General features: G+C 63.9%; 18 protein-coding genes and 1 tRNA gene. 7 read left to right on the forward strand and 12 right to left on the reverse strand.

All coding sequences use genetic code 11. The features are described 5' to 3' along the window. Window positions 1–181: 181 nt before the first annotated feature. From ACCD07_RS02810 to ACCD07_RS02820, 3 genes are all read left to right on the forward strand, one after another. The gene (locus ACCD07_RS02810; RefSeq protein WP_353402891.1) at window positions 182–877 is read left to right on the forward strand and encodes an alpha/beta fold hydrolase; all 696 of its coding nucleotides are present in this window, start codon (window positions 182–184) and stop codon (window positions 875–877) included. 113 nt (window positions 878–990) lie between these two features. Further along, on the forward strand, window positions 991–1236 hold the full coding sequence (locus ACCD07_RS02815) for a type II toxin-antitoxin system RelE/ParE family toxin (protein WP_413446445.1): 246 nt from the start codon (window positions 991–993) through the stop codon (window positions 1234–1236). Window positions 1237–1245: 9 nt separating this feature from the next. Next, complete coding sequence (locus ACCD07_RS02820) at window positions 1246–1509, forward strand: HigA family addiction module antitoxin (RefSeq protein WP_413446446.1); 264 nt, start codon at window positions 1246–1248, stop codon at window positions 1507–1509. Between the two features lies 1 nt (window position 1510). On the opposite strand, the gene ACCD07_RS02825 is transcribed toward ACCD07_RS02820, so the two are convergent. The 12 genes from ACCD07_RS02825 to ACCD07_RS02880 form a co-directional block, all read right to left on the reverse strand. Further along, window positions 1511–1606, reverse strand: a tRNA-Sec gene (locus ACCD07_RS02825). Between the two features lie 6 nt (window positions 1607–1612). Next, window positions 1613–3514, reverse strand: a complete 1902-nt coding sequence (gene selB, locus ACCD07_RS02830) for a selenocysteine-specific translation elongation factor (protein WP_413446447.1) — start codon at window positions 3512–3514, stop codon at window positions 1613–1615. Next, entirely contained in the window at window positions 3511–4971 is a 1461-nt protein-coding gene (selA, locus tag ACCD07_RS02835; protein WP_353402894.1) for an L-seryl-tRNA(Sec) selenium transferase, read from the reverse strand. The genes selB and selA overlap by 4 nt, the downstream gene beginning before the upstream one ends. Further along, on the reverse strand, window positions 4968–5969 hold the full coding sequence (fdhE, locus tag ACCD07_RS02840; RefSeq protein ID WP_413446448.1) for a formate dehydrogenase accessory protein FdhE: 1002 nt from the start codon (window positions 5967–5969) through the stop codon (window positions 4968–4970). The genes selA and fdhE overlap by 4 nt, the downstream gene beginning before the upstream one ends. 71 nt (window positions 5970–6040) lie before the next feature. Continuing rightward, the gene (locus ACCD07_RS02845) at window positions 6041–6691 is read right to left on the reverse strand and encodes a formate dehydrogenase subunit gamma (protein ID WP_176651841.1); all 651 of its coding nucleotides are present in this window, start codon (window positions 6689–6691) and stop codon (window positions 6041–6043) included. Beyond that, complete coding sequence (gene fdxH, locus ACCD07_RS02850) at window positions 6688–7602, reverse strand: formate dehydrogenase subunit beta (RefSeq protein WP_176651840.1); 915 nt, start codon at window positions 7600–7602, stop codon at window positions 6688–6690. The genes ACCD07_RS02845 and fdxH overlap by 4 nt, the downstream gene beginning before the upstream one ends. A 20-nt stretch (window positions 7603–7622) precedes the next feature. Next, window positions 7623–10694, reverse strand: a complete 3072-nt coding sequence (gene fdnG, locus ACCD07_RS02855) for a formate dehydrogenase-N subunit alpha (RefSeq protein ID WP_353402896.1) — start codon at window positions 10692–10694, stop codon at window positions 7623–7625. Window positions 10695–10813: 119 nt separating this feature from the next. Next, window positions 10814–12361 (reverse strand): histidine-type phosphatase, encoded by a 1548-nt coding sequence (locus ACCD07_RS02860; RefSeq protein WP_413446449.1) that lies wholly within the window; start codon window positions 12359–12361, stop codon window positions 10814–10816. Between the two features lie 3 nt (window positions 12362–12364). Further along, complete coding sequence (locus ACCD07_RS02865; protein WP_413446450.1) at window positions 12365–14473, reverse strand: TonB-dependent siderophore receptor; 2109 nt, start codon at window positions 14471–14473, stop codon at window positions 12365–12367. 71 nt (window positions 14474–14544) lie between these two features. After that, complete coding sequence (locus ACCD07_RS02870; protein WP_413446451.1) at window positions 14545–15453, reverse strand: carbohydrate kinase family protein; 909 nt, start codon at window positions 15451–15453, stop codon at window positions 14545–14547. A 1-nt stretch (window position 15454) separates the two neighbouring features. Further along, window positions 15455–16663: an AGE family epimerase/isomerase gene (locus tag ACCD07_RS02875; RefSeq protein WP_353402900.1), complete on the reverse strand. Its 1209-nt coding sequence runs from the start codon at window positions 16661–16663 to the stop codon at window positions 15455–15457. A 2-nt stretch (window positions 16664–16665) separates the two neighbouring features. Next, window positions 16666–17694, reverse strand: a complete 1029-nt coding sequence (locus ACCD07_RS02880; RefSeq protein WP_176651834.1) for a LacI family DNA-binding transcriptional regulator — start codon at window positions 17692–17694, stop codon at window positions 16666–16668. 271 nt (window positions 17695–17965) lie between these two features. Between ACCD07_RS02880 and ACCD07_RS02885 the strand changes: the two genes are divergently transcribed. The 4 genes from ACCD07_RS02885 to ACCD07_RS02900 are packed head-to-tail and all read left to right on the forward strand — an operon-like array spanning window position 17966 to window position 24050. Then, window positions 17966–19249 carry a sugar MFS transporter gene (locus tag ACCD07_RS02885; protein ID WP_413446452.1) on the forward strand — a complete coding sequence of 428 codons (1284 nt, stop codon included), beginning with the start codon at window positions 17966–17968 and terminating at the stop codon, window positions 19247–19249. Further along, window positions 19246–21489, forward strand: a complete 2244-nt coding sequence (locus ACCD07_RS02890) for a glycoside hydrolase family 3 C-terminal domain-containing protein (protein ID WP_413446453.1) — start codon at window positions 19246–19248, stop codon at window positions 21487–21489. Before ACCD07_RS02885 ends, ACCD07_RS02890 begins: the two co-directional genes overlap by 4 nt. A gap of 20 nt (window positions 21490–21509) precedes the next feature. Then, on the forward strand, window positions 21510–22832 hold the full coding sequence (locus tag ACCD07_RS02895) for a glycoside hydrolase 5 family protein (protein ID WP_413446454.1): 1323 nt from the start codon (window positions 21510–21512) through the stop codon (window positions 22830–22832). A 12-nt stretch (window positions 22833–22844) separates the two neighbouring features. Beyond that, window positions 22845–24050 (forward strand): glycoside hydrolase family 27 protein, encoded by a 1206-nt coding sequence (locus tag ACCD07_RS02900; RefSeq protein ID WP_413446455.1) that lies wholly within the window; start codon window positions 22845–22847, stop codon window positions 24048–24050.

Genomic DNA, 24050 nt, shown 5'->3' on the forward strand with positions numbered 1-24050 from the left:
CTTGCTTTAAACGGGACAGGCCGGGAAGGCGGGTAATGCGCGAGAACGTTGGATTGGATTGTAAGCAATATTAGTTTCGTTAATGCATTTTAATCTCTTTGATGAAAATGCGTTGGGGGCCGCCAGTTTTTTGATTTTGCGGATGTACAATGCCGTGCCAGCGTCTGGCGGAGGAGAAGAAGTGATCGTTGATTTTGATGTGGCGTTTGAAGACCATGTGCTGAAGGGCGACCAGTTTGTCGGCAGCGGCAGCAATCGCATCCTGTACCTGCACGGCGCGGGCGCGAGCAGCCGCCACGGCCATCGCCTGTTGCGCGGGGCATTGCAGCAGCGAGGCCTGGGCAGCACTTGCTTCGACTGCATCGGCCACGGCGAGACCGGCGGCGCGCTGGCGCAATCGTCGGTGGCCAGCCGCACGCGCCAGGCGCAGGCGGTGGCCGATGCGCGCGGCCTGCCGCAACCGCTGGCGGTGTTCGGCGCCAGCATGGGCGCCTACAACGCGATCCGCATGACGCAAAGCCATCGTATCGATGCGCTGGTGCTGATCGTCCCCGGCGTCTACACGCCGGATGCGTACGAGGTGCCGTTCGGTCCCGCATTCTCGGCGGTGATACGGCGCGAGCGCAGCTGGGCCGACAGCGACGCGTGGGACATCCTGTCGCGCTTCGAAGGCCGGCTACTGGTTATCGCCGCCGAGAACGACGCCACCATCCCGCTCGAGATTCCCGAACGCCTGGTCGCCGCCGCCACGCGCGCGCAATCGCGCCAGCTGCACGTGGTGCAGGGCGCCGAGCACAATCGACTGTGGTCGCTGCTGGCGGAAGAGCCTTCCCGCTTCGAGAGCGCCGTCGATATGGTGGCCGCTATGCTTACGTAAGATCAATCCGCTGGTCGGGAAGCCGCTCTATTGTCGAGGGAATTCGTTTGTAAAACCTCGCTGGATAGGCTACTTTTACCATGATACGTTCGTTTGCGAGCCGAGAGACTGAAATGCTGTTTTTCAGCCGCCAAGTTCCGCGCTTCAAGAATATAGAGCGGGTGGCTCGTCGAAAACTTCAGATGCTACATGCCTCCAGCAGGCTGGAGGAGTTGCGTGTCCTGCCAGGGAGCAGGCTGGAGACGTTGTCGGGTGACCGGATTGGGCAGTTCAGTATCAGAGTTAGCGACCAATGGCGGATTTGTTTTCATTGGGTAGATGATGACGCCTACGACGTCGAAATCGTCGACCATCACTAGGAGGTTGACATGGATTCGCAGCCTCAAGAAATTCATCCCGGTGAAGTGCTGCGCGAGGAATTCATGCGCCCGCTGGCGTTGTCCGATGCGGAACTGGCGGTCGGCCTTGGGATTCCACTGCTGCAGATTAGCGCAGTCATCGAAGGACGTGCACCGATCACCATGAGTCTGGCAAGCCGAATGGCTGCTTATTTCAAAGTCAGCGCTCAGTTCTGGTTGAATCTGCAAACCGAGTATGACGCCCGGATGGCGGCGAAGTCTGCATCGAGATAAATGGCGGAAGGCAGTAGGAGTCGAACTTACAGGGGAGCGTCTGACGCCCCCCACCGGGTTTGAAGCCCGGCCCCATCACCGGATGGGTATGCCTTCCCTGGAACTAGTCGCCACTGTACGACCACACGGCGTTCGGTCGTATCAAGTGGATGTTACCCACGCGCCGAGTATAGCCGACGCGATCGAAGAACTCCAATATCTGTATAGCCCGCTTTCGACCCAGCCCGGTGGCGTCGCGGAACGATGACGCCTGTACTTCGGGCAGCGTCGCCACCAGCCGCGCCAGCTGATCCAGCGGCTGTGGATGATAAAACAGGTCCGGCACCAGCTGGCTGATCTCTCCCGTCTTGGAGAGCTTGAGCAGCAGGCGCCGCACCTCGGCTTCCGCTATGCCATGGTCGCGCGACAGGTCGCGTACCCACGGCGGATCGAAGGCGCCCGCGAGCAGGGCGGCCAGCAATGGCGCGACCTGCGCCTTTTCTGTTTCGCTCAGTTCCACGCTGTGCGACGGCAGATGCAGGCTGCGTCCGCGTTGCTTCACCTGCCCGGCGGCGATCAGCGTTTCGATCAGGCGGCTCCACAGGCGGTCTTCCATCTCCGGCGCGACGATGCGCTTCAGTCGCCACAGTTCCGGGCCGGCGTCGTCCGGCGCGCGGGCGTGGAATTCGGCCAGTCCACCGAGGATGCGTGTTTCCAGTACCCGCACTTCGGCGGCGGCGATCAGCAGCGCGTCGCCGCCTTGCAGCGCGACTTCGATGGTCTCCGCCGGCAAGGTGATTTGTTCCGCCGGCAGCTGCGACAAGCGCACCAGCGCCGACATGCGCAAGCCCAGCGGACTGCTTGCCAGCAGGGACGCGATGTCGCCGCTGGCGATGTATTCGGATAGCGCCTGCAGCCATGCCAGCCGCGCCGCGCCGCGCCGCTTGCGCGCCGGGCCGAACGGATCGATCACCATGCCGCCGCCGATGGTGGCCGTCGCTTGCGCGTTGCGGATGACGAAGCGGTCGCCCGGCACGGCGTGCACCGGCGCATCGAGCACCAGTTGCACGCGGCCGGTCTGACCCGGCGTCAGCACGTCACCGTCCAGCATCACGACGTTGGCGGTATGGTGCGCGGCCCCCAGATGGACGTGCAGCGGCGACCAGGGCTTGAGCGTCTGGCCGCAGTCCGGCATCAGCGTCAATTCGGCGTCGAAACGCTCGGAGCACGCGACGAGGGCGGGAGCGACCACCCATGTGCCGCGCTCGATCTCTTCTTTTGCGGCGCCGCCCAGGTTGAGCGCCAGGCGCTGTCCGGCGCGGCCGCTGTCGGCGTTGCGGTTCTGGGCGTGGATGCTGCGCACCCGTACCTGCTGACCGCCCGGCGCCAGCTGCAGCATGTCGCCGACGTGCACGCTGCCCGCCAGCGCGGTACCGGTCACGATGGTGCCCTGGCCGGATAGCGTGAATACGCGGTCCACGCCCAGCCGGAACAGGCGCCGCTCGGCGCTGGACGGCAGCGCGGCGGCCATCTGCGACAGATGCCGCAGCAGCGCTTCCACGCCGGCATCGCCTTCGTCGCTGGCGTTGGTGCGGAAGATCTGCGCACTGTGGAAATCGGTAGGCGCCAGCAGCGCGCGGATGTCCTGCTCCACCTGTTCGATGCGCGGCGTATCGACGCGGTCTATCTTGGTCAGCGCCACCGCGCCGCGCCGCACGCCCAGCAGGCGCAGAATGGCCAGATGCTCCAGCGTCTGCGGCATGATGCCGTCGTCGGCGGCGATCACCAGCAGCGCGGCGTCGATGCCGGTGACGCCGGCGGCCATCGTGCGGATGAATTTTTCGTGGCCGGGAACATCGATCACGCCGAGAATGTCGCCATTTTCCAAAGGCGCGTAAGCGTAGCCCAGTTCGATCGAGATGCCGCGCGCTTTTTCTTCCTTGAGCCTGTCGGTGTCGACGCCGGTGAGCGCGCGCGTGAGCGTGGTCTTGCCGTGGTCGATGTGGCCTGCGGTTCCGACGATCATATGGCCAGTAGCGCCAGTTGATCGGTGAAGCGCTGGCGCTGGTGGTCGTCCAGGCAGCGCAGGTCCAGCCACAGCGCATCCTGCGCAACGCGGCCTATCACCGGCAGCGGCAACGCGCGCAGGCGCTGCTCAAGAACGCCCAGTGCGTTGCTGATGCGGCCAGTGGCTGCGGCGCGTATCACCAGTCCGTGGCTGGGCAATTGGTCGACGGGCAGGGCGCCGCTGCCGATCTGGCTCATCATCGGTTCGGAGGCGACTTCGTAGCCGGTGCCGAGCACCGCTTGCAGCTGCGGCTGCAACGCTTGTGCCAGCTCGCGCATGGCGGCGGCGGGACGAGTCAGCAGTTTCAGGGTGGTCAGGCGTTCCGGCAACAGGTCCGGTGCGCGGTATAGCGCGAGCACGGGCTCCAGAGCGGCCAACGTCAGTTTGCCGACGCGCAGTGCGCGCTTCAGCGGGTTTTTCTTGATCTGCGCGATCAGGTCCGCACGGCCGACGATGATGCCGCATTGCGGGCCGCCGAGCAGCTTGTCGCCGCTGAAGGTGACCAGGTCGGCGCCGCCGGCGATGGTTTCGCGCACCGTGGTTTCGTGAGGCAGGCCGTATTGTTCAAGGTCGACCAGCGTGCCGCTGCCCAGATCGACGGCCAGCGGGATGCCATGCTTCTTCGACAGCGGGCCGAGCTCCGGCAGCTCGACGCTTTTGGTGAAGCCGGTGATGGCGTAGTTGGAGCAATGGACCTTCATCATCAGCGCGGTCTGCGGGCCAGCCGCTTCGGCGTAGTCCTTCAGGTGGGTGCGGTTGGTGCTGCCCACTTCGCGTAGCACCGCGCCGGCACGGGTCATGATGTCCGGAATGCGGAAGGCGCCGCCGATTTCCACCAGCTCGCCGCGCGAGACGATCACCTCCTTGCCTTGCGCGACGGTGTTCAGCATCAGCAGCACGGCGGCGGCGTTGTTGTTGACGATGGTGGCCGCTTCGGCTCCGGTCAGTTCCAGCAGCAGTTCCTCGATCAGGTTGTCACGGTCGCCGCGCTTGCCGGTGTCGATGTCCCACTCCAGGTTCATCGGCCAGCGCAGGGCTTCGGCCACGGCTTGCACGGCGCTGTCGGGCAGCAGGGCGCGGCCAAGGTTGGTGTGGAGGACGGTGCCGGTCAGGTTGAAGACGGGCCGCAGCGGTGAACGGTTGCGGTCGCGCAGACGGTCGTGCAGCATGGCCAGCAAGGCGGGGATGCCGGTGTCGATCGCCGGGGCGACTGGCACGCCGTCGCGGCGGCTTGCCAGCATGATGCCGCGTAGTTCGGCCAGCAGGACGCGGGCCGCTTCCAGCGTTTGCACGCGGCCGTATTCGGCGATCAGCGGCTCGCAGGCGGGAGCGGACAGGATCAGGTGGACGGCGGGGAGGTGGATGGCGCCTGCACCGGCAGCCGCGACTCCCGCATCGGCTGGCTGGGTGCTCATTCGGCGTTGAACCACAACAGGGGATTGCCGCTGGCGCGGGAATAGCCGGCTTCGCCGACCAGCAGGTCCAGCGCCAGGCTGGCCAGGTCGTCGGCCAGCGGTTCGACGTTGTAGTCGTGCTCCTGGTTGAATATCTTGCGATAGGTATGGCAGTCGTCGCAGGTTTCGGCGCGCGCGACCTTGCTCGGATCGTTGGCCTTGTTAACCACCTCGGGCGCGGTGGTCGTCTCGTCGGATGGCGTCAGGCTCTGGTAGGCGATCTTCGACGTATGCTCGCAGCACGAGCACTTCACCCGCACCATATGCCACTCGCTGGCGCAGCAGCTGCATTGCAGATAGCGATAGCCTTGCGACTGCCCGCCGATGCGGATCACGCTCGCCACCGGATGCGCGCCGCACACCGGGCACAGGGTATTGGTCACCAGCGGCTGCACGCGTTGCGCATCCAGCTGGCTGGCGCGCATGGTCCAGACCACCTGCAGCGCCGCGGCCACAAACGGTGCATGCAATGGATTGACGCCATCGGTCAGTTCCGACAGCACGGCGTCGGCGCAGCCTTCCAGCTGCGCGCTTTCGAGCCCGCGCAGTTCGGCCAGCACGGCGGCGATCTGCGGCTGGTTCTCCGCCACCGGCTCCAGATGATCGAGCAGCGCCGCGAACACCGAGCGCCACGACGGCGGACGCGCGCCGCTGACCGGCAGCGGCGGCATATTGTGTTCGAGCGACAGCGCGATGTCGGCATCGTCCGGCAGCGCGAACGTCTGCTCCGGCAGCGAGCGGATGGCGGCCGTCTGCGCGTCGACCAGTGCCGCCATCAGCAGCAGATAGCCGCTCAGCGTTTCGCCGACGGGAATTCCCTGGATTTCGTTCTTGGCAAGCTGACGCAGGCGCGCGGCGCGCGCGGGGAAAAGACTGCGCGCTTGCGGCAGCAGCAGGCGGGGAATGGCGTTGTGATCGAGCGATTCGATCTCGCCGGGGGCAAGCAGGCGTTGTACCAAAAATGTCTCCCAGAGTACCGGCGGCGGGAGGGCCGCCGGCTCGGGAGCTATTTTAATCCTAAATGGCTGAGTCAATCACGCGATTTACGCGCCACTTCCTCGAACCACCGCTGATGATGTTTGCGCGCCCAGCCATACGTCACCGTGCCGCGCACCATCGCGCCGATCGAGCCCTTGACCCACAGGCCCGCATAGATGTGAACCACGATGGAGCAGATGATGACGAACGCGCAGAACGCGTGCAGCAGCGCGGCGAAGCGCACGATCTCGATCGGGAAGTAGAACGAGAAATAGGCGCGCCAGATCACCACGCCGGACAGCAGCAGGCCGCACATGCAGAAGATCAGCACGAAGAACAGCACCTTCTGCCCCGCGTTGTAGCGACCCACTTTCGGCAGCTTGTCTTCGCGGTTGTTGACGACGTCGCCGATCTGCTCCAGCCACTGCTTGTCGCCCGGTTCGAACTTGTTGTGATGCCAGAAGCGCAGCACCAGCAAGGCGAACGACACAAACATCACCAGCCCGATAAAAGGATGAAGGATGCGGGTCCACTGGCCGCCGCCCAGGAATACGGCCAGCCAGGCCGTCGCCGGATGGAACATCGCCAGCCCGGACACCGCCAGCAGGACGAAGCAGATGGCGGTGATCCAGTGGTTGCTGCGCTCATTGGGCGTGTAGCGTTCGATGAGCGGGTTGCCGTCCTTGTCGCGAAGATGGTTCATTTTTCGCCCTCCCTGATCCGGTTGGCCTCATGCAGCGCCTCGGCTTCCTCTTCCTTGCTGACCTCATTCGGGCCGACGCGGGAATAGTGGAACCATCCGGCCAGGGCGGTGACGGCGATGCCGGCCAGCGCCAAAGGTTTGGTCAAGCCCTTCCACAGTCCGACCATAGGACTGATGCTCGGATTCGCTTTCAGCCCGTGGTACAGGCCCGGCTGGTCCGCGTGGTGCAGCACATACATGACGTGGGTGCCGCCGACGCCGGCCGGATCGTACAGGCCCGCGTTCGCATAACCGCGCGACTTCAGGTCTTCGATACGTTCCGCCGCGTGTTCCTTCATGTCCTCCTTGGTGCCGAAGACGATCGCGCCGGTCGGGCAGGTCTTGACGCAGGCCGGTTCCTGGCCCACGGCGACGCGGTCCGAGCACAAGGTGCACTTGTAGGCGCGGTCGTCCTTCTTGGAGATGCGCGGCACGTCGAACGGACAGCCCGCCACGCAGTAGCCGCAGCCGATGCAGTTCTCCTGGTGGAAATCGACGATGCCGTTGGTGTACTGGACGATGGCGCCCGGCGAGGGACAGGCCTTCAGGCAGCCCGGATCCTCGCAGTGCATGCAGCCGTCCTTGCGGATCAGCCATTCCAGGTTGCCGTCGTTGGTCTCGTGCTCCGAGAAGCGCATCACGGTCCACGACTGCGGCGACAGGTCGATCGGATTGTCGTACACGCCGGTGGTCTCGCCTACGTCGTCGCGCAGGTCGTTCCATTCCATGCAGGCCGTCTGGCATGCCTTGCAGCCGATGCACTTCGAAACGTCGATCAGCTTGGCCACGGTACCGGTGACCGGCGTGCGCGCCACCGGTTCCTGCACCGTGGTGGCCGACATGCGCTTGATATCAAGTGATTGCAGTGCCATGTTTTATTCTCCCCGGGCCGTCATGCTTTTTCCACTTTCACCAGGAAGGACTTGAATTCCGGTGTCTGCGAATTGCCATCACCAACCGTCGGCGTGAGGGTGTTGATCAGGTAGCCCGGTTTGGTGACTCCCTTGAACCCGAAGTGAATCGGCAGCCCGACCTGGTGGGTCTTCTTGCCGTCGATGGTCAATGCCTTGATACGCTTGGTCACCACTGCTTTCGCCACGATGACGCCGCGCTTGGAGCTGACCTTGACCCGGTCGCCGTGCGCCACGCCGATTTCCTTGCCCAGTTCCTCGCCGATCTCGACGAATTGCTCCGGCTGGATAATGGCGTTCAGGCGCGCGTGCTTGGTCCAGTAGTGGAAGTGTTCCGTCAGGCGGTAGCTGGTCGCCACGTGCGGGAAGTCCGCCGCCTTGCCCAGCTTGGCCCGATCGTTGGGGAACATGCGGCCGGCCGGATTGCTGGTGGCGCGCGGATTGGACGGGTGCAGCGGGTTATGGCCGATCGGCGTCTCGAACGGCTCGTAGTGCTCGGGGAAGGGGCCCTCGGCCATGGCGTCGCGCGAGAAGAAGCGCGCCACCCCCTCGGCCAGCATGATGAAGGGGCCCATGCCGTTTTCCGGCGGCTCGTCCGCCTTGAAGTCGGGGACGTCCGCGCCGCCCCAGGTGGTGCCGTTCCAGCTCACCAGCTTGCGGGTCGGGTCCCACGGCTTGCCTTTCGGGTCGCACGAGGCGCGGTTGTACAGCACGCGACGGTTGGCCGGCCAGGCCCAGGCCCAGTTCAGCGTCTGGCCGATGCCAGTCGGATCGCTGTTGTCGCGCCTTCCCATCTGGTTGCCCGCCGCGGTCCAGCAACCGGCGAAGATCCAGCAGCCGCAGGACGTGCTGCCGTCGTCGCGCAGCTGCGCGAAGCCGGCCACCTGCTCGTTCTTCTTCAGGATGATTTTGGTCGCATCCTTCGGATCGGCGAGTTCCTTCAGCGCCTTGCCGTTGTACTCCATCGCCAGTTCTTCCGGCGTGGGGCTGAACGGCTTGGCGTAGGGCCAGGTCAGGTTGACGATCGGATCGGGGAACTTGCCGCCGTCGGTCTGGTACATCTTTTTGATGCGCAGGAAGATGCCGGACATGATCTCCAGGTCGCTCCTGGTCTGGCCCGGACCGTCGGCCCCTTGCCAGTGCCACTGCAGCACGCGCGAGGAGCTGACCAGCGAGCCGCGCTCCTCGGCAAAGCAGGTGGTCGGCAGGCGGAACACCTCGGTCTGGATCTTGGTCGGGTCGACCTGGTGGAACTCGCCGAACGGCCGCCAGAACTCGGCGGTTTCCACCGCCAGCGGGTCCATCACCACCAGGAACTTCAGCTTGGACAAGGCTTCCGTGATCTTCTGCTTGTCCGGCGCCGACGCCAGGATGTTGAAGCCCTGGCAGATGTAGCCGTTCATTTTCCCCTGATGCATAAGCTCGAAGGCCTGCATCATGTCGTACGGCTTGTCCAGCTTGGGCAGGTAGTCGAAGGCCCAGTTGTTTTCCTCCGTGGCTGCGTCGCCCCACCAGCACTTCATGAAGCTGACCAGGAACTTCTTCGCATTGCTGTAGTAGCTCAGCTGGTTCGGACGCAAGGGTTTCAGCGCGCGCTTGGCCGCATAAGCCTCGAAGTCCTGTTCCGCTTCGCCCGGCAAGGTCAGATAACCCGGCAGCATATTGGTCAGCAGCCCCAGGTCGGTCAGGCCCTGGATGTTGGAGTGGCCGCGCAGCGCGTTCATGCCGCCGCCGGCGATGCCGATGTTCCCCAGCAGGAGCTGCACCATGGCGCCGGTGCGCAGCGTTTCCGCGCCGGTGGAGTGCTGCGTCCAGCCCAGCGCATACAGGATGGTGGCTGCGCGGCCCGGCACGGCGGTCGATGCCAGCATCTCGGCGACCTTGTGGAATTTCTCCGGCGGCACGCCGCAGGCTTTCTCCACCATCTCCGGCGTGTAGCGCGAGTAGTGCTTCTTCATCAGCTGGTACACGCAGCGCGGATGTTCGAGCGTGGCGTCGATCTTGGCAAAGCCGTCATCGCCCATCTCGTAGTTCCAGCTGCTCTTGTCCGCGTACTTGCCGGCCTTGTCGTCCCAGCCCGAATACAGGCCGTCGTTAAAGGCGAAGTCCTCGCGGACGATGAACGGCATATCCGTGTAATTGCGGACGTACTCGTGCTGTATCTTGTCGTTCGTGAGCAGGTAGTTGATGATCCCGCCGAGGAAGACGATGTCCGCACCGGTGCGGGTAGGGACGTAATAGTCCGCCACCGAAGCGGTCCGGGTAAAGCGCGGGTCGACCACAATCAGCTTGGCGCCGCGATGCGCCTTCGCTTCCGTCACCCATTTGAATCCGCAGGGGTGTGCTTCCGCCGCGTTACCGCCCATGACCAGGATGACATCAGCGTTCTTGATGTCCACCCAGTGATTCGTCATCGCACCACGTCCAAATGTCGAGGCAAGACCTGCCACCGTCGGACCGTGTCATACACGCGCTTGATTGTCGAATGCCAGCATGCCCAGACTGCGCATGGTTTTATGGGTTAAGTAGCCTACCTCGTTGGTGGACGCCGACGCGCACAGCATGCCGGTCGTGGTCCATCGGTTGACGGTTTTGCCGTCCGCCGTCTTGTCGATGAAATTGGCGTCGCGGTCGGCCTTCATCAACTTGGCGATGCGGGTGAGCGCGTCGTCCCACGACATGGGGCTCCATTCCGTGGCGCCGGGCGCGCGGTATTCCGGCACCATCAAGCGATTTTCGGAGTGGATGAAGTCGATCAGGCTGGCGCCTTTCGGGCACAGCGTGCCGCGATTGACCGGATGGTCGGCATCGCCCTCGATGTGGATGATGCTGGCCTTGGCGTTTTTCGCGCCGTCGCCCAGACCGTACATGAGAATACCGCAGCCGACGGAGCAGTAGGGGCAGGTGTTGCGGGTTTCGGTGCTGCGCGCCAGCTTGTACTGACGGACTTCGGCCAGGGCCGACGCCGGCGCGAAGCCGAGGAGCGCGATGCTCGAACCCGCGATGGTTGCGCCAGTCACCCGTAGGAACTGTCGCCTGGACATCTGGTTCATGGGATAAGCCTCTCATCATATGAAAAGACCTACCAAGTCTATCACTATAAAAACCGAAGTTCCGTAACGAATTGAATTAAACGTTGTGTTTACAGCCAGTGCAATACCTACGGTATAGATCAATTGGCAATGTTGTAGCAACTGCGCAGGCGGGCGTAGTCATAGAAATGGCTGCCTGGAGCGACTTTCGCGTGGTCGCATGCCGGCTTGAAGTCGGTTTCCTTTTCGTTATAGAGCATGCGGAGCAGCGTGCGTTGGCCGTTTGTATAAACGTCCCACTGGATGTTGGCGGCCATCGGTGCGACGGCCGCGCCGCGCCATGGGCTGTTTTCATAGCTGTAGGCTGTGGCGCGCGGCAGCTGTTCGGACATGCCGCGCAGGCCGAGGATGGCGGCCATCGGAATGACGATTTCAGCGTGGGCGAAGCGCAGCTTGGCGGCGTGGGACAGATCGCCTTTGGCGACGGCGTCCACCTCGCTGAAGAAATCATCGAGCAGGGTTTGCGCCATGCGGTAATTGACGTCGCCGTTCTCGCGGATGCCGGGGCCCTTGGTGTAGAAGGCGATGGCGTCTTCGGTGGCGGCGAATACCGCCGCCTGCGGTGCAGGCATGTACGCGGCGAAGTCGGCTTGCAGCTCCACGCGCATGTCTGCGGCCGCCGCGTACAGTTCATACAGCGCTTGCGCCGCATCGACGGAGGACTGGATGACGGTGTCGCCGTCGCCGGTCAGCTTGTTGGTGAATTTGCCGTCGGCGCTGATATAGCTGTATGTGCCGCTGTTGGCTGCGCGGTAGCGGCCTTGATCCAGTCCGGCGATGAAGGCCGGCGTAAACAAGCGCTCCATTGCTGACCTGGCGGCCGCCGCGACTTGCGGCTGCGCCAGCACGACGGCCTCGCGCTTGCTCAGCTCATCGCTTTTGGCCCAGGCTTGGTAGGCCTGGCTGGCCTGGTAGGTGCCGTACAACGGGTCGCCACGGTCCGCCACCAGATCCTGCCTGGCACTCAGCTTGTGGAAGTAGAGCAGGAAGCGGTCGGTGCCGGCAGGACGGCTGTCATGGATCGTTTCAGCGCGTGGCGCCTTTGAAGGAGGGCGGATTATCAGTGGCTGCAGGTTGGGCTGCCGCGCCATCAGTGCGCCGGCGAAGTAGTCGCCGCTGTCGACCGCGCGGTCCTTGCCTGACGTGACGAGGACGATCCGGCGCGGTGGACTCGCCGGGCCGCCGGGGGCGTCGCGGAACAACTCGGGCAGCCGACGTATCATGCGCTCGGCAAGCTGCTGGTGCTCGGCCACGCCCTGCATGGTCTCGTTGCCGTATCCGGGTTTGCCGATGCCGGCCACGCCGTAGCCGAGCAGCGCGTTGGCCTTCATCATCTGCAGGATGTCGGCACCCAGCTGCGTGCCGAGCGGCGTCAGCGCGCCTTCCTTGTCGGCCATCTGCCACAGCTTATACAGCGCCAGATCGGTCTTCATGCTGCTCAAGCCGCGCGAGCCGTGCCGCGCCAGTAGCTGGGTATGGATCGCATGGTAGCCTTGCGGCGGCGCTTCATAGCTGGCGCTGGTTTGCTGCGGTTGATACGGCGTCTTGGTCTGGTAAAACTGCTCGCCGAAAGCGTTCAACAACAGCAGGGAAAGCGCGGCGCCAGCCGCAAGGCGTGGTGGTTTCATACCTTAGAAGTCTACCCGAACATTGACGCTCGCGGTGCGCGGCGAACCGACGTTCAGGTAGTTCTCCTGGTAGTAGGTCCAGTATTTTCGGTTGGCGATGTTCGAGATGTTGCCGCGTACGCTGACCATCTTGCCGAAGTAGCGGTGGCGGTAGTTGAAACCGGCGTCGAACAGCGTGGCGCCCGCCAGCGTGTTGACGTTGGCCGCATCCATCGGCAGCTCGCCCAGGTACTGGCTGCCGGCATGCAGCGCCAGGCCTGGCAACACTTCGCGCCAGGTCGCCTGCACCGACATCTGGCGGCGCGGCGCACCGACGGCGCGCTTGCCGCTGTATCCTGCGGCCGCGTTTTTCAGCGTCGCGTCCAGCAGCATGAGGCCACCTTCGATCGACAGGTTTTTCGCCGCCTGCACCACGGTGTTGAATTCGAAGCCCTGGTACTTGGTCTCGCCGTCTTCCACGAAGACGTTGGCGGCATTGGTGTATTGGGCGCCGCGCTTGATGTTGAACAGCGCCGCGCTGGCGTTCCAGAAGCTGCGCTCTGTCTTGATGCCAAATTCGGCCTGCTTGCTCTTGATCGGCGCGAAGGTCTGGTTGGCGTTGGATGTCGACGTGGGCGCGCTTGCCGCCTGTTCCATCGCTTCCACGTAGCTGCCGTAAATGGTGGTGTCGGCGGCCGGCTTGAACATCAGCGCCACGGTTGGCGTGGTTTTCTGTGCAGGCCAGTTGGCGGTGAGCACGCCCTTGGTCGAGTAGGCGTTGTCGTTGTAACGGTTGTAGCGCGCGCCGGCCAGCACCGACCAGCTGTCGCTCAGCTTGACGGTATCGCTGGCGAAGGCCGCTTCCTGGCGCGTGGCTTCGTCGCGGTAGGTGCCGCCGCTCCAGTTGGTGGTCCAGACGTTGATGATGGTCGGCGCATACAGGTTGCCGGTGCCCAGGTAGACCTTCGGCGTGACAGCCGATGAAGTCGATACCAGGTTCTGCGACATCACGCCTGCGACCACATCGTGCTCCAGGCCGAACGCCTTGAGATTGCCCTCGAAGCTGGCCTGCACCTGGTCGAAATGATAGCCGTGCAGCTCGGACGTCACGCGGTCCTTGTAGTCGGCCTTGTTGTTGGTGATGTAGTACTGGTCTTTCTTGTAGACGCGTGTCGAGTCCGAAGTGCGGTAGGACAGGTTGGCGATCCATTCCGGGTTCAGGCGGATCTCCATGCCGAGCGTGGACAGCGTGTATTCCACGTCGCTGCCGGCGCCGATGCTATTGAGTTTGCTATCGCCCGCTATCGGCGCAGGAATAGCGAACGACGGTGCAATCACCACGTCGGTGCCGCCCACGCTGCGGCGGCGCTGGTAGATCGCGTCGTAGGTCAGCGCCACGTCGTTGGTGATGCGCCATTCCAGGTTCAGGCCTGCGGCGTTGCGCTTGATCGAGCCGCTTTCCTCCTTCACGCCTCCATCTTCGTGCAGCAGGTTCAAGCGGTAGCCGAAGCCGCCTTCGTCGCCCATGCGGCCGCCCATGTCGATGTGCTCCTTGATCGCGCCGCCCTCCTGGTAGCCCAGTGCAGCGCTGAAGCTCTTGTCCGTGGTCGGGCGCTTGCTGACGTAGTTGACGACGCCGCCCGGCGAACCGAAGCCGTACATAAAGCCGCTCAAGCCTTTCAATACCTCGACGCTCTCGAACATCTCCAGCGGCATTTCTGTGCCGCGGTTGATGTTGGCCAGGCCGTTGACCTTGTAGCCGTTAAGGTCGTCGAGACGCAGGCCGCGCATCTGGATGGTGGCCGGATGGGTGCTGATCGGCGGGCTGATGGAGGTCACCGATGCGTCGTATTTCAATACTTCGGAGATGCTGGTGGCCAGCCGGTCCTCGATTTCGTCGCTGCTGACGGCCTTGGTGGAGAAAGGCGTATCCAGTTCCGACTTGCGGCCCAAAGCGCCGCCGCTGACGCTGTCGCCGAGCTTCTTCTTTTCGACCGTGGCCTTGATGACGACCTTGGACAGCGCACCTTCGGCGGCATCTTCAGCGAAGGCGGCGCCGTGCAACGCGCACAGGCCGGCGGCCGCGAGGGCCAGGTGCAAACGGGATTTGACGAAAGGAGTGGTCTTGGACATGTGAGCCTGAGTAAGAGTGCGGTATAAAACCCGCAATCTTATCGGCTTGATATGACAAGGGTATGACGTTGCTACGGCAGTAGCGCTTCGATTTTCTCCAGCGATGGCGGCGATGCGCCAGGCGCGAGGCAGGCGGCTGCGCCGGCTGCCACGGCAAACTGCAGATGCTGCAAAGGCTGGTGCTGCGGGCGATGCATCATGCTCCACGCCAGTGCGGCGATGCCGGCGTCGCCCGCGCCGACGGTGTCGACGACGGCGATCTCCGGCGCAGCCAGGTGCCATTCGTCATCGCCAATATGCAGCGACGCGCCGTCGCCGCCCTTGGTGTACAAGTAGACCGCCGACGGATTCCAGCCGCGCAGCGTGGCAAAGGCGGACTCGATGTCGTCGGTGCGGAACAGGCCTACCAGATCCTCTTCGGACACCTTGATCACGTCGGCCAGTTCGGTCATGCGGCGCAGCGTGGCGTCGTAGCGCTCATCCATCAGCAGCCGGTAGTTCGGGTCGTAGCTGATGCGCACGCCGTCCCGTTTGAGTTGTTCGGCCAGCGCCACCAGCTTATCCGCCAACGGCCGGCGCGCCAGGCTGATGCCGCCAAAGTGCACCCACTTGCAATGCGCGCGCCAGCCTTGGGGCAGGGCCGCCGCATCGAACTGCAGGTCAGCGCTGTCGTCCCCGACGAAGAAGTAGGCCGGCGGATCGGTGCGGTGCACGATCGCCAGCAGCGGCGACTTGTCGGAACGCTGCAGGAAGCGCAGGTCCAGGCGCGCGGCCTCGCTGGCCCGCCACAGTGCGTCGCCGAAGACGTCGTTGCTGATGGCGCCGGCGAAGGCGGTCGGCACGTCCAGCTTCGCCATCGTGCGCGCCACGTTCCAGGTCGAGCCGCCGACCTGGCTGAGCCACTTGGTCTGCGCCGCGTCCCTCACGATCATGTCGGTCAGCGCTTCGCCTGCCGCGACGAATAGTGGAAAGGCAGCCATCTCAGTCCTTCAAAACGTTGAGCACTTCATAGCAGGCGCCCATGGTGTGGTAGTCCACTTTGCCGGCCGGGCTTTTCTCGTCGGTCAGCTTGCTGTTGTCGGCGCCGAGGATGCGGTACCACGCGCCATGCCGGTGGTCGACGAAATGCTCCCAGCTGTAAGCCCAGATCTTGTCGTACCAGGTCCAGTAGCGCGCTTCGCCGGTGCGGGCGGCCAGCAGCGCGGCGGTGGCCAGGCTCTCTGCCTGTACCCAGAAGTATTTGAGGTCGTCGCAGATGCTGCCGTCCGGCGCGAAGCCGTAGTAGATGCCGCCGTGTTCATGATCCCATGCCTTGGCCAGCGCCGCGTCGAACAGTTCGGCGGCGCGCGGCAGCAGCCAGTTGGTGCCGCCCTCCAGCTGCGCACCGTGGCGTTCCAGCAGCAGCAACAGCTTGGCCCATTCGGTCAGGTGGCCCGGCTGATAGCCCCAGGGACGGAAGATATTGCTCTTGTCGTGGCGGTTGTATTCGGTGTCCACCGACCAGTCGGCATGGTAGTGCTCCCAAATCAGGTTGCCGGACAGCGCGGCCTGGCGCTGCGTGATATTGCGCGCCAGCGTTTCGGCGCGCAGCAGGTAGGCGCGCTCGCCGGTCGCCTCGAATGCGGCGATCAGCGCTTCGCAGGCGTGCATGTTGGCGTTCTGGCCGCGATACGGCGCCAGGTACGACCAGTCGGAGCTGGCTTCGTCGGCGTACAGGCCGTAATCCGGTTGCCAGAAGCGGCGCTCCATCAGCGCGAAGGTTTCGGCGATCCACTCGCGGGCCTGGATTTCGCCGGCCATCACGGCGTGGCTGTAGGCCAGCAGCACGAACGCCAGGCCGTAGCAGTGGTTGGTGCCATCGGTGACGCTGCCTGCGCCGTTGTTCCAGTCCAGTTGCCAGGCGTAGCCGCCGGTGTCCGGATTGCGGTGCGCATCGCGCAGGAAGGTCAGCGCGTGGCGCAGGCGCTGCTGGTCCGCGGCGTCGCCGAACTGGCGCCATGCCATCGCGTAGTTGAACACGAAGCGGGTGCTGCTGACCAGGTGGCGGGTATGCGTGTCATAGATTGTGCCATCGTCCTTGTAGAAGTGATACAGGCCGCCGCTGGGATCCGTGCAGCGGCTGTCGTAGAACTGTTTGGTGTGGCGGATGTGATCCAGCAGGGTGCTGCGCGATTGAAAATCTGGGGCCATTGTCAGGTCCGTTTATAAGTTGCGGGGTTCTTGGGGCGCCAGCCGTCAAACACGGTGCTGGCGCGTATGATTAATTCCACCGGTGCGATTTTCTCGACCGGTTCTTCGTGCGGGCCGTTGAGCAGCAGTTCCACGCCCAGCGCGCCCAGCGCCTTTTTATCGATGCGCAGCGTCGTCAGTGGCCGGTGTCCCAGCACGGCGGTCGAGATGTCGTCGAAGCCGACGATCGCGATATCGTGCGGTACCTTCAGCCCCTTGGCGAGGCAGCAGCGCATGGCCACCAGCGCCGCGCTGTCGTTGTAGCAGAACACCGCGTCCGGCGGATGGGGGAGGGCCAGCAACTGCTCCATCGCTTCCCACGCGCCGGTCTCCAGGTCGACGCCGTCCGGCAGACCGGCCTCCAGGCGTGGATCGGCGAGTATGCCCTCCTCGAACAGCGCCTGCCGGTAGCCGCGCGCGCGTTCGCGGATGCTGTAGTGAGACAGCGGGCCGGAGATGAATCCCACCCGCGTGCGGCCGGTGTCGATCAGGTGTTTGGTCGCCAGGTAGCCGCCCATCATATTGTCCGGGTTGACCGAGCTGTAGCCGCGCAGCTGCATATCGATCAGCACCAGCTGCTTGCCGGTCGAGCGCAGTGCGCTCAGCGTCTCCGGTTCGAAAAAGCCGGCGCAGACGATGCCGTCCGGCGCATGCATGCGAATCTGGTCGATCAATCCGTCCGCCGGTCCCACAGCCATGAACGACAGCACGATGCCTTGCTTGCGGCAAGCCTCCTCGGCGCCATGCAGCACCGGCGAGAAGAACGGGCTGCTGGACGCGGTGTTGTGCTGGCGATGGAGCAGGAACGTGAGGCGGCGCAGCCGCTTCGGCCGCAGTTTGCAAAAATCGTAGCCCAGTTCCCGCGCCGTCCCCAGCACCATCTGGCGCGTCGCTTCGGTCAGTCCGGGCTCGTTTTTCAGTGCGCGCGAAATGGTCCCAGCCGATACGCCTGCGACGCGGGCGATATCCCTTATCGTGACATTCGTGCCCATTCCAGTCTCCTTTTGTTATGAATGCAGTCTTGCATAGACGTCCAGCCATGGTCAAACGACCTGGCGACTTTCCTGAAAAGTTTAGCGCAATTTACTAAACATGCTAGTTTTAGCGGACGGTAAACCCGCCCGGGTCGTTGCATACCTGTATCGGCTTGTTTAGTGAGGATGGCTAAACTGAGGTCCAAAAACGCTTGTTGTTTGACCCGTTGGCGCCGGCCATGCAGAATCTTTTCATTAATATAAAACCATCCATACAGGAGACAGACCTATGGAACACGTTGCATCGGCAGCTTTGCGCCCCCACGACCATGCGGAACGGGGCAGCAATACCGTCCCGCTGGTCATCATTACGCTGCTGTTCTTCATGTGGGGCCTGCTAACGTCGCTAAACGACGTGCTGATTCCCCATCTTAAATCGATTTACACCCTTAACTACGTGCAGGCGATGCTGGTGCAGTTCTGCTTCTTCGGCGCCTATTTCATCGTCTCGCTGCCGGCTGGGATGCTGATCAAGCGGATCGGCTACCAGCGCGGCGCGGTCAGCGGCCTGGTACTGGCGGCGGGCGGCTGCGCGCTGTTCTACCCGGCGTCGATGAACGGCTATGCCCTGTTCCTGCTGGCGTTCTTCGTGCTCGCCAGCGGCATCACGATCCTGCAGGTAGCGGCCAATCCCTACGTGACGGTGCTCGGCGCGCCGGCCACCGCGTCCAGCCGGCTGACGCTGACGCAGGCCTTCAACTCGCTGGGCACCACCATCGCGCCGGCGTTGGGCGGCATGCTGATCCTGTCGGAGGGCGCGCCAGCCGTCGCCAACCTGGTCAAGACCAAGGCCGAGGAAGCCGCCGCGGTACAGGGGCCGTATCTGGCGCTGGCCGCCGCGCTGCTGGCGCTGGCGATCCTGTTCGCCCTGGTGCGCTTGCCGAAGATCGTCCACGCGGACGAGGAAGGCGATGTCGCCACGGCCGTCGGCAAGTCCGTCCTGGCGCACCGCCACCTGGTGCTGGGCGCCATCGGCATCTTCGTGTACGTCGGCGGTGAGGTCAGCATCGGCAGCTTCCTGATCAACTTCCTCGGCGACGCCAATGTCGCCAGCCTGCCGGCAAGTACGGCCGCCCACTACGTCAGCTATTACTGGGGCGGCGCCATGATCGGCCGCTTCATCGGCTTCGGCGTGATGCGCTATGTCAGCCCGGGCAAGGCGCTGGCCTTCAATTCGGCCGCTTCCATCGTCCTGATACTGACGGCGATCTTCGGCAGCGGTCCGCTGGCGATGTGGTCCATCATTGCGGTCGGCCTGTTCAATTCCATCATGTTCCCGACCATCTTCAGCATGGCGCTGCACAAGCTGGGCAAACAGACCGGCCAGGGCTCCGGCATCCTGTGCATGGCCATCGTCGGCGGCGCGCTGGTGCCTTTCGCGCAAGGCCTGCTGGCCGATACCATCGGGTTGCAGTGGTCGTTCTTCGTGCCGGCCGCCTGCTACACCTTCATTCTTTACTTCGGCGTGAAGTATGCCGGCATGTATGCAACCGCAGAAAAGGGCTCAGTATGAATACCGGTTTGAAAATGCGCTCGCTGGCGATCGCGCTGGCACTGGCCACGGCATTGCCGTCGCACGCGGCTGAAACCGAGGCCGCGCCCGTGCCGCTTGCGGCCCGCACCTGGATGAATACCTCGCTGAGCGCCGACAAGCGCGCCGAACTGGCGCTGCAAGCGATGACGCAGCAGGAAAAGCTGACCTGGGTGCTGGGGCACTTCGGCACCGACTTCGGCACCAAGACGAAGAAACATCCCGCCGCGCTGCCGTCATCTGCGGGTTACGTTGCCGGCGTGCCGCGTCTCGGCCTGCCTGCCCTGTTCGAGACCGATGCCGGCTTGGGCGTCGCGACGCAGGCCACGAAGACGCCGCGCGAGCGGACATCGCTGCCATCCGGCCTGGCCACCGCCGCCACCTGGAACCGCGACCTGGCCTGGAAGGGCGGCGCCATGATCGGTGCGGAAGCGCGCGCTTCCGGCTTCAACGTGATGCTGGCCGGCGGCGTCAACCTGTTGCGCGAACCGCGCAACGGCCGCAATTTCGAATACGCCGGTGAAGATCCCCTGTTGGCCGGCACCATGGTGGCGCAGCAGGTCAAGGGCATCCAGTCCAATAACGTCATCGCGACGATGAAGCACTTCGCCGTCAACGACCAGGAGACGGGGCGCTTTGTGCTCGACAGCCGTATCGACGACGCCAGCAATCGCATGTCGGATCTGCTGGCCTTCCAGTTCCTGCTGGAGCAGGCCAATCCCGGCTCCGTCATGTGTTCCTACAACCGCCTGAACGGGGTCTACGCCTGCGAGAACGACTACCTGCTCAACCAGGTGCTGAAGAAGGACTGGGGCTTCAAGGGCTTTGTGATGTCCGACTGGGGCGCAACGCACAGCACCGTCGAAGCGGCCAACGGCGGCCTCGATCAGCAATCAGGCTGGGAGTTCGACAAGTCGCAGTACTTCGGCGGCGCGCTGGAGGAGGCTGTCGCCAACGGCCACGTGTCGCAGGCGCGTCTGGACAACATGGCGTTCCGCGTGCTGCGTGCCATGTTCGACAAGGGAGTGGTCGATCATCCGGTGGCCGAAGGCGGCGCCATCGATTTCGTCGCGCATACGCTGGTCAGCCGCGCCGATGCCGAGGAGGGCATCGTGCTGCTGAAGAATGCCGGCAACGTGCTGCCGCTGAAGGCCGGCGCGAAAAAGATCGTCGTTATCGGTGCCCACGCGGACGTCGGCGTGCTGGCCGGCGGCGGCTCGTCGCTGGTGTATCCGATCGGCGGCAACGCGGTGCCGGGCATCGCGCCAACCAGTTGGCCGGGTCCTGTGGTCTACCATCCATCCTCGCCGATGAAGGCGATCCGCGCGCGCGCGCCCGGCGCCACCGTGGTCTACAACGACGGCGCCGATCCGGCTGCCGCGGCGAAGCTCGCCGCCGGTGCCGACGTGGTACTGGTGTTCGCGCAGCAGTGGGTGGGTGAAGCGCTGGATGCGGTGTCCCTGACGCTGCCGGACCAGCAGGACGCGCTGATCGCCGCAGTGGCCAAGGCCAATCCGAAGACGGTGGTGGTGCTGGAAACCGCCGGTCCCGTATTGATGCCGTGGGTGGAGCAGAGCGCCGCCATCCTGCAGGCCTGGTATGCCGGCAGCGGCGGCGGCGAGGCAATCGCCCGCGTGCTGTTTGGCGAAGTCAATCCATCCGGCCACCTGCCAACCACTTTCCCCGTGTCGGAAAGCCAGCTGCCGCGTCCCAAGCTGGATGGCGATCCTAAGAACGAGGCGGTGCGCTTCGACGTCAACTATCACGAAGGTGCGGCCGTCGGTTACAAGTGGTTCGACCTGAAGGGCCTCAAGCCGCTGTTCCCGTTCGGCCACGGCCTGTCGTACACGCAGTTCTCGTATTCCGGACTGGCGGCCGACCAGAAGGATGGCAAGCTGCGCCTGAGCTTCAAGGTCACCAATACGGGCGCCGTCAAAGGCAAGGACGTGCCACAGTTGTACGTTGCGCCGCAAGGCGCAAGGTGGGAGGCGCCCAAGCGCCTGGCCGGCTGGGATAAGGTCGAGCTGGCGCCGGGCGAAAGCAAGGATGTCAGCGTGACCGTCGATCCGCGCCTGCTGGCGATGTTCAACAGCCGCAGCAAGACCTGGCGCATCGCCAAGGGTGGCTACAAGGTGCTGCTGGCGCATGACGCGGCGGATGCCAAGGCGGCCAGCATCACGGTACAGCTGCCGGCGCGCACGCTGGACGTCAACGGAAAATAAATAGAAAAGGAACGAGACAAATGAAGCAACTGTACAAATTCTGCGCCGCCGCCCTGATGATAGGCGCCTGTGGCATCGTCGAGGCGGCGCCTGCCGCCGGCAGCAATTTCGTCACCGTCAAGCATACCCACTTCGCCCGCAAGGGGCAGGCTTATTACATCGCCGGCGCCAACTTCTGGTACGGCGGCTACCTGGGCGCCGCCAGCGGTGTTGGCGAACGCGCCCGCCTGCTGAAGGAACTGGACAATATGCATGCGCTGGGCATCAACAACCTGCGCGTGCTGGCGGTATCGGAAAAGACCGAGATGAAGAGCGCCGTGCGTCCCGCGACCACGGCCGCGCCGGGCCAGTACGATGAGGATCTGCTGGCCGGCCTGGACTTCCTGTTGGCGGAAGTGGCCAAGCGCGACATGACCGTGGTGCTCTACCTGAACAACTTCTGGCAGTGGTCGGGTGGCATGACGCAGTACCTGAACTGGTTTGAAGGAACGCCTGCGCTGGACCCGAACGTCACCGGCGACTACGACACTTATATGCAAAAGACCGCCGGCTTCTACCGCAACGCCGCGGCGCAGACCGAGTACCGCAACGTCATCGCCAAGATCGTCAAGCGCGTGAACACCATCACCGGCAAGCCGTACTTCGAGGACCCCAACATCATGTCGTGGCAACTGGCCAACGAGCCGCGTCCTGGCAACGGCAAGGCTACGCCTGAAGAAAAGGCGGTATACGTCAAGTGGGTGGACGAAGTGGCTGGCTATATCCATAGCCTGGACAAGAACCACCTGGTCAGCAGCGGCAGCGAAGGGCTGGCCGGTTCCGCGCAGGACGCGCAACTGTATCTGGACGCGCACCGCAGCAAGAATATCGACTACCTGACCTATCATCTGTGGCCGAAGAACTGGGGTTGGTTCGACTCCAACAATCCGACCGGCAGTTGGGATGGCGCCGTCGCCAAGAGCCGCGACTATCTGAACTCGCACATCGAGCTGGCCAAGAAACTGGGCAAACCCATCGTGCTGGAGGAGTTCGGCCTTGACCGCGACGGACCTTCCTTCAGTATCAAGGCCACCACCAAGATCCGCGACCGCTTCTATCGCGAAGTGTTCGACATCGTCGTCACCCGCGCCGCCAAGGGTGATCCTGTCGCCGGCTTCAATTTCTGGGCATGGGGTGGCGCCGGTCGCGCCGCCAACGCGGACTACTGGTGGAAACCGGGTAACGACTTCGTCGGCGATCCGCCGCAGGAAGAGCAGGGCCTGTACTCCGTGTTCGACTCCGATGTCAGCTCGCTGCTGCTGATCAAGGAATACGCCGACAAGTTGCACGCCATCAAACGCTAAGGAGCCCGCCGTATGAAACGTTTATGGCTGATTTTATTGGCGGTTGCCGCCTGCGTGAACGCCAATGCGCAGAAGTACGAAGGCCTGGCCGCCACGCCACAGATGGGCTGGAACAGCTGGAACACCTTCGCCTGCGACATCAACGAGCAACTGATCCGCGACACGGCGGACGCGATGGTGAAGCTGGGCCTGAAGGACGCCGGCTACGAATACGTCAACATCGACGACTGCTGGCACGGCAAGCGCGATGGGCAGGGTGTGATCCATCCCGACCCCGTGCGCTTCCCGTCCGGGATGAAGGCGCTGGCCGACTATGTGCACGGCAAGGGCCTCAAGCTGGGTATCTATTCCGACGTCGGCGCGACCACTTGCGGCGGCCATCCGGGCAGCCGTGGCCATGAGTACCAGGACGCCATCACCTATGCGGGATGGGGCATCGACTATGTCAAGTACGACTGGTGCGACAGCAAGGGCCTGAGTGCGGTCGGCGCCTACACCACCATGCGCGATGCCATCCGCAGCGCCGGGCGGCCGATGTTGTTCAGCATGTGCGAGTGGGGCGACAACAAACCTTGGGAATGGGCGGGCGATATCGGCCACTCGTGGCGCACCACGGCCGACATCTATCCGTGCTGGGATTGCGAGCTGAGTCACGATTCGTTTTCGCGTCTTGGCGTGATGCGTATCGTCGACAGGCAGGCCGGCCTGCGCAAGTACGCCGGACCGGGGCACTGGAACGACATGGACATGCTGGAAGTCGGCAATGGCATGACGGAGGACGAGGACCGCGCCCACTTTTCCTTGTGGGCGATGCTGGCGTCGCCGCTCATACTGGGCAATGACCTGCGCAATATGCCGGATGCCACGCGTCGTATTCTGAGCAACAGGGATGTCATCGCCGTCAGCCAGGACAAGCTGGGTATCCCGGCCTGGCGTTTCCTGGCGACGGGGCAGCTGGAGTATTGGGCCCGGCCGATGGCGGACGGCGAGTGGGCGCTGCTGGTGCTGAATCGCGGCGAGCAGGCGGTGACGCTGAACTACGACTGGAAGGCGCACTCCATCAGCGATGACCTGAGCAAGCGGGAGGTGGATTTCAAGAAGGCGGTCTACAACTGGCGCGAGATCTGGGGCGGCAAGTCCGGCGATACCAGTAGAAAGCTCGATGCCAAACTCGCGCCGCATAGCGTACTGTTGTTGCGCCTGAAGGCGCGTGGATGA

Origin of the sequence: Duganella sp. Dugasp56 (genome assembly GCF_047304105.1) — a bacterium.
Taxonomy (GTDB): domain Bacteria; phylum Pseudomonadota; class Gammaproteobacteria; order Burkholderiales; family Burkholderiaceae_D; genus Rugamonas; species Rugamonas hordei.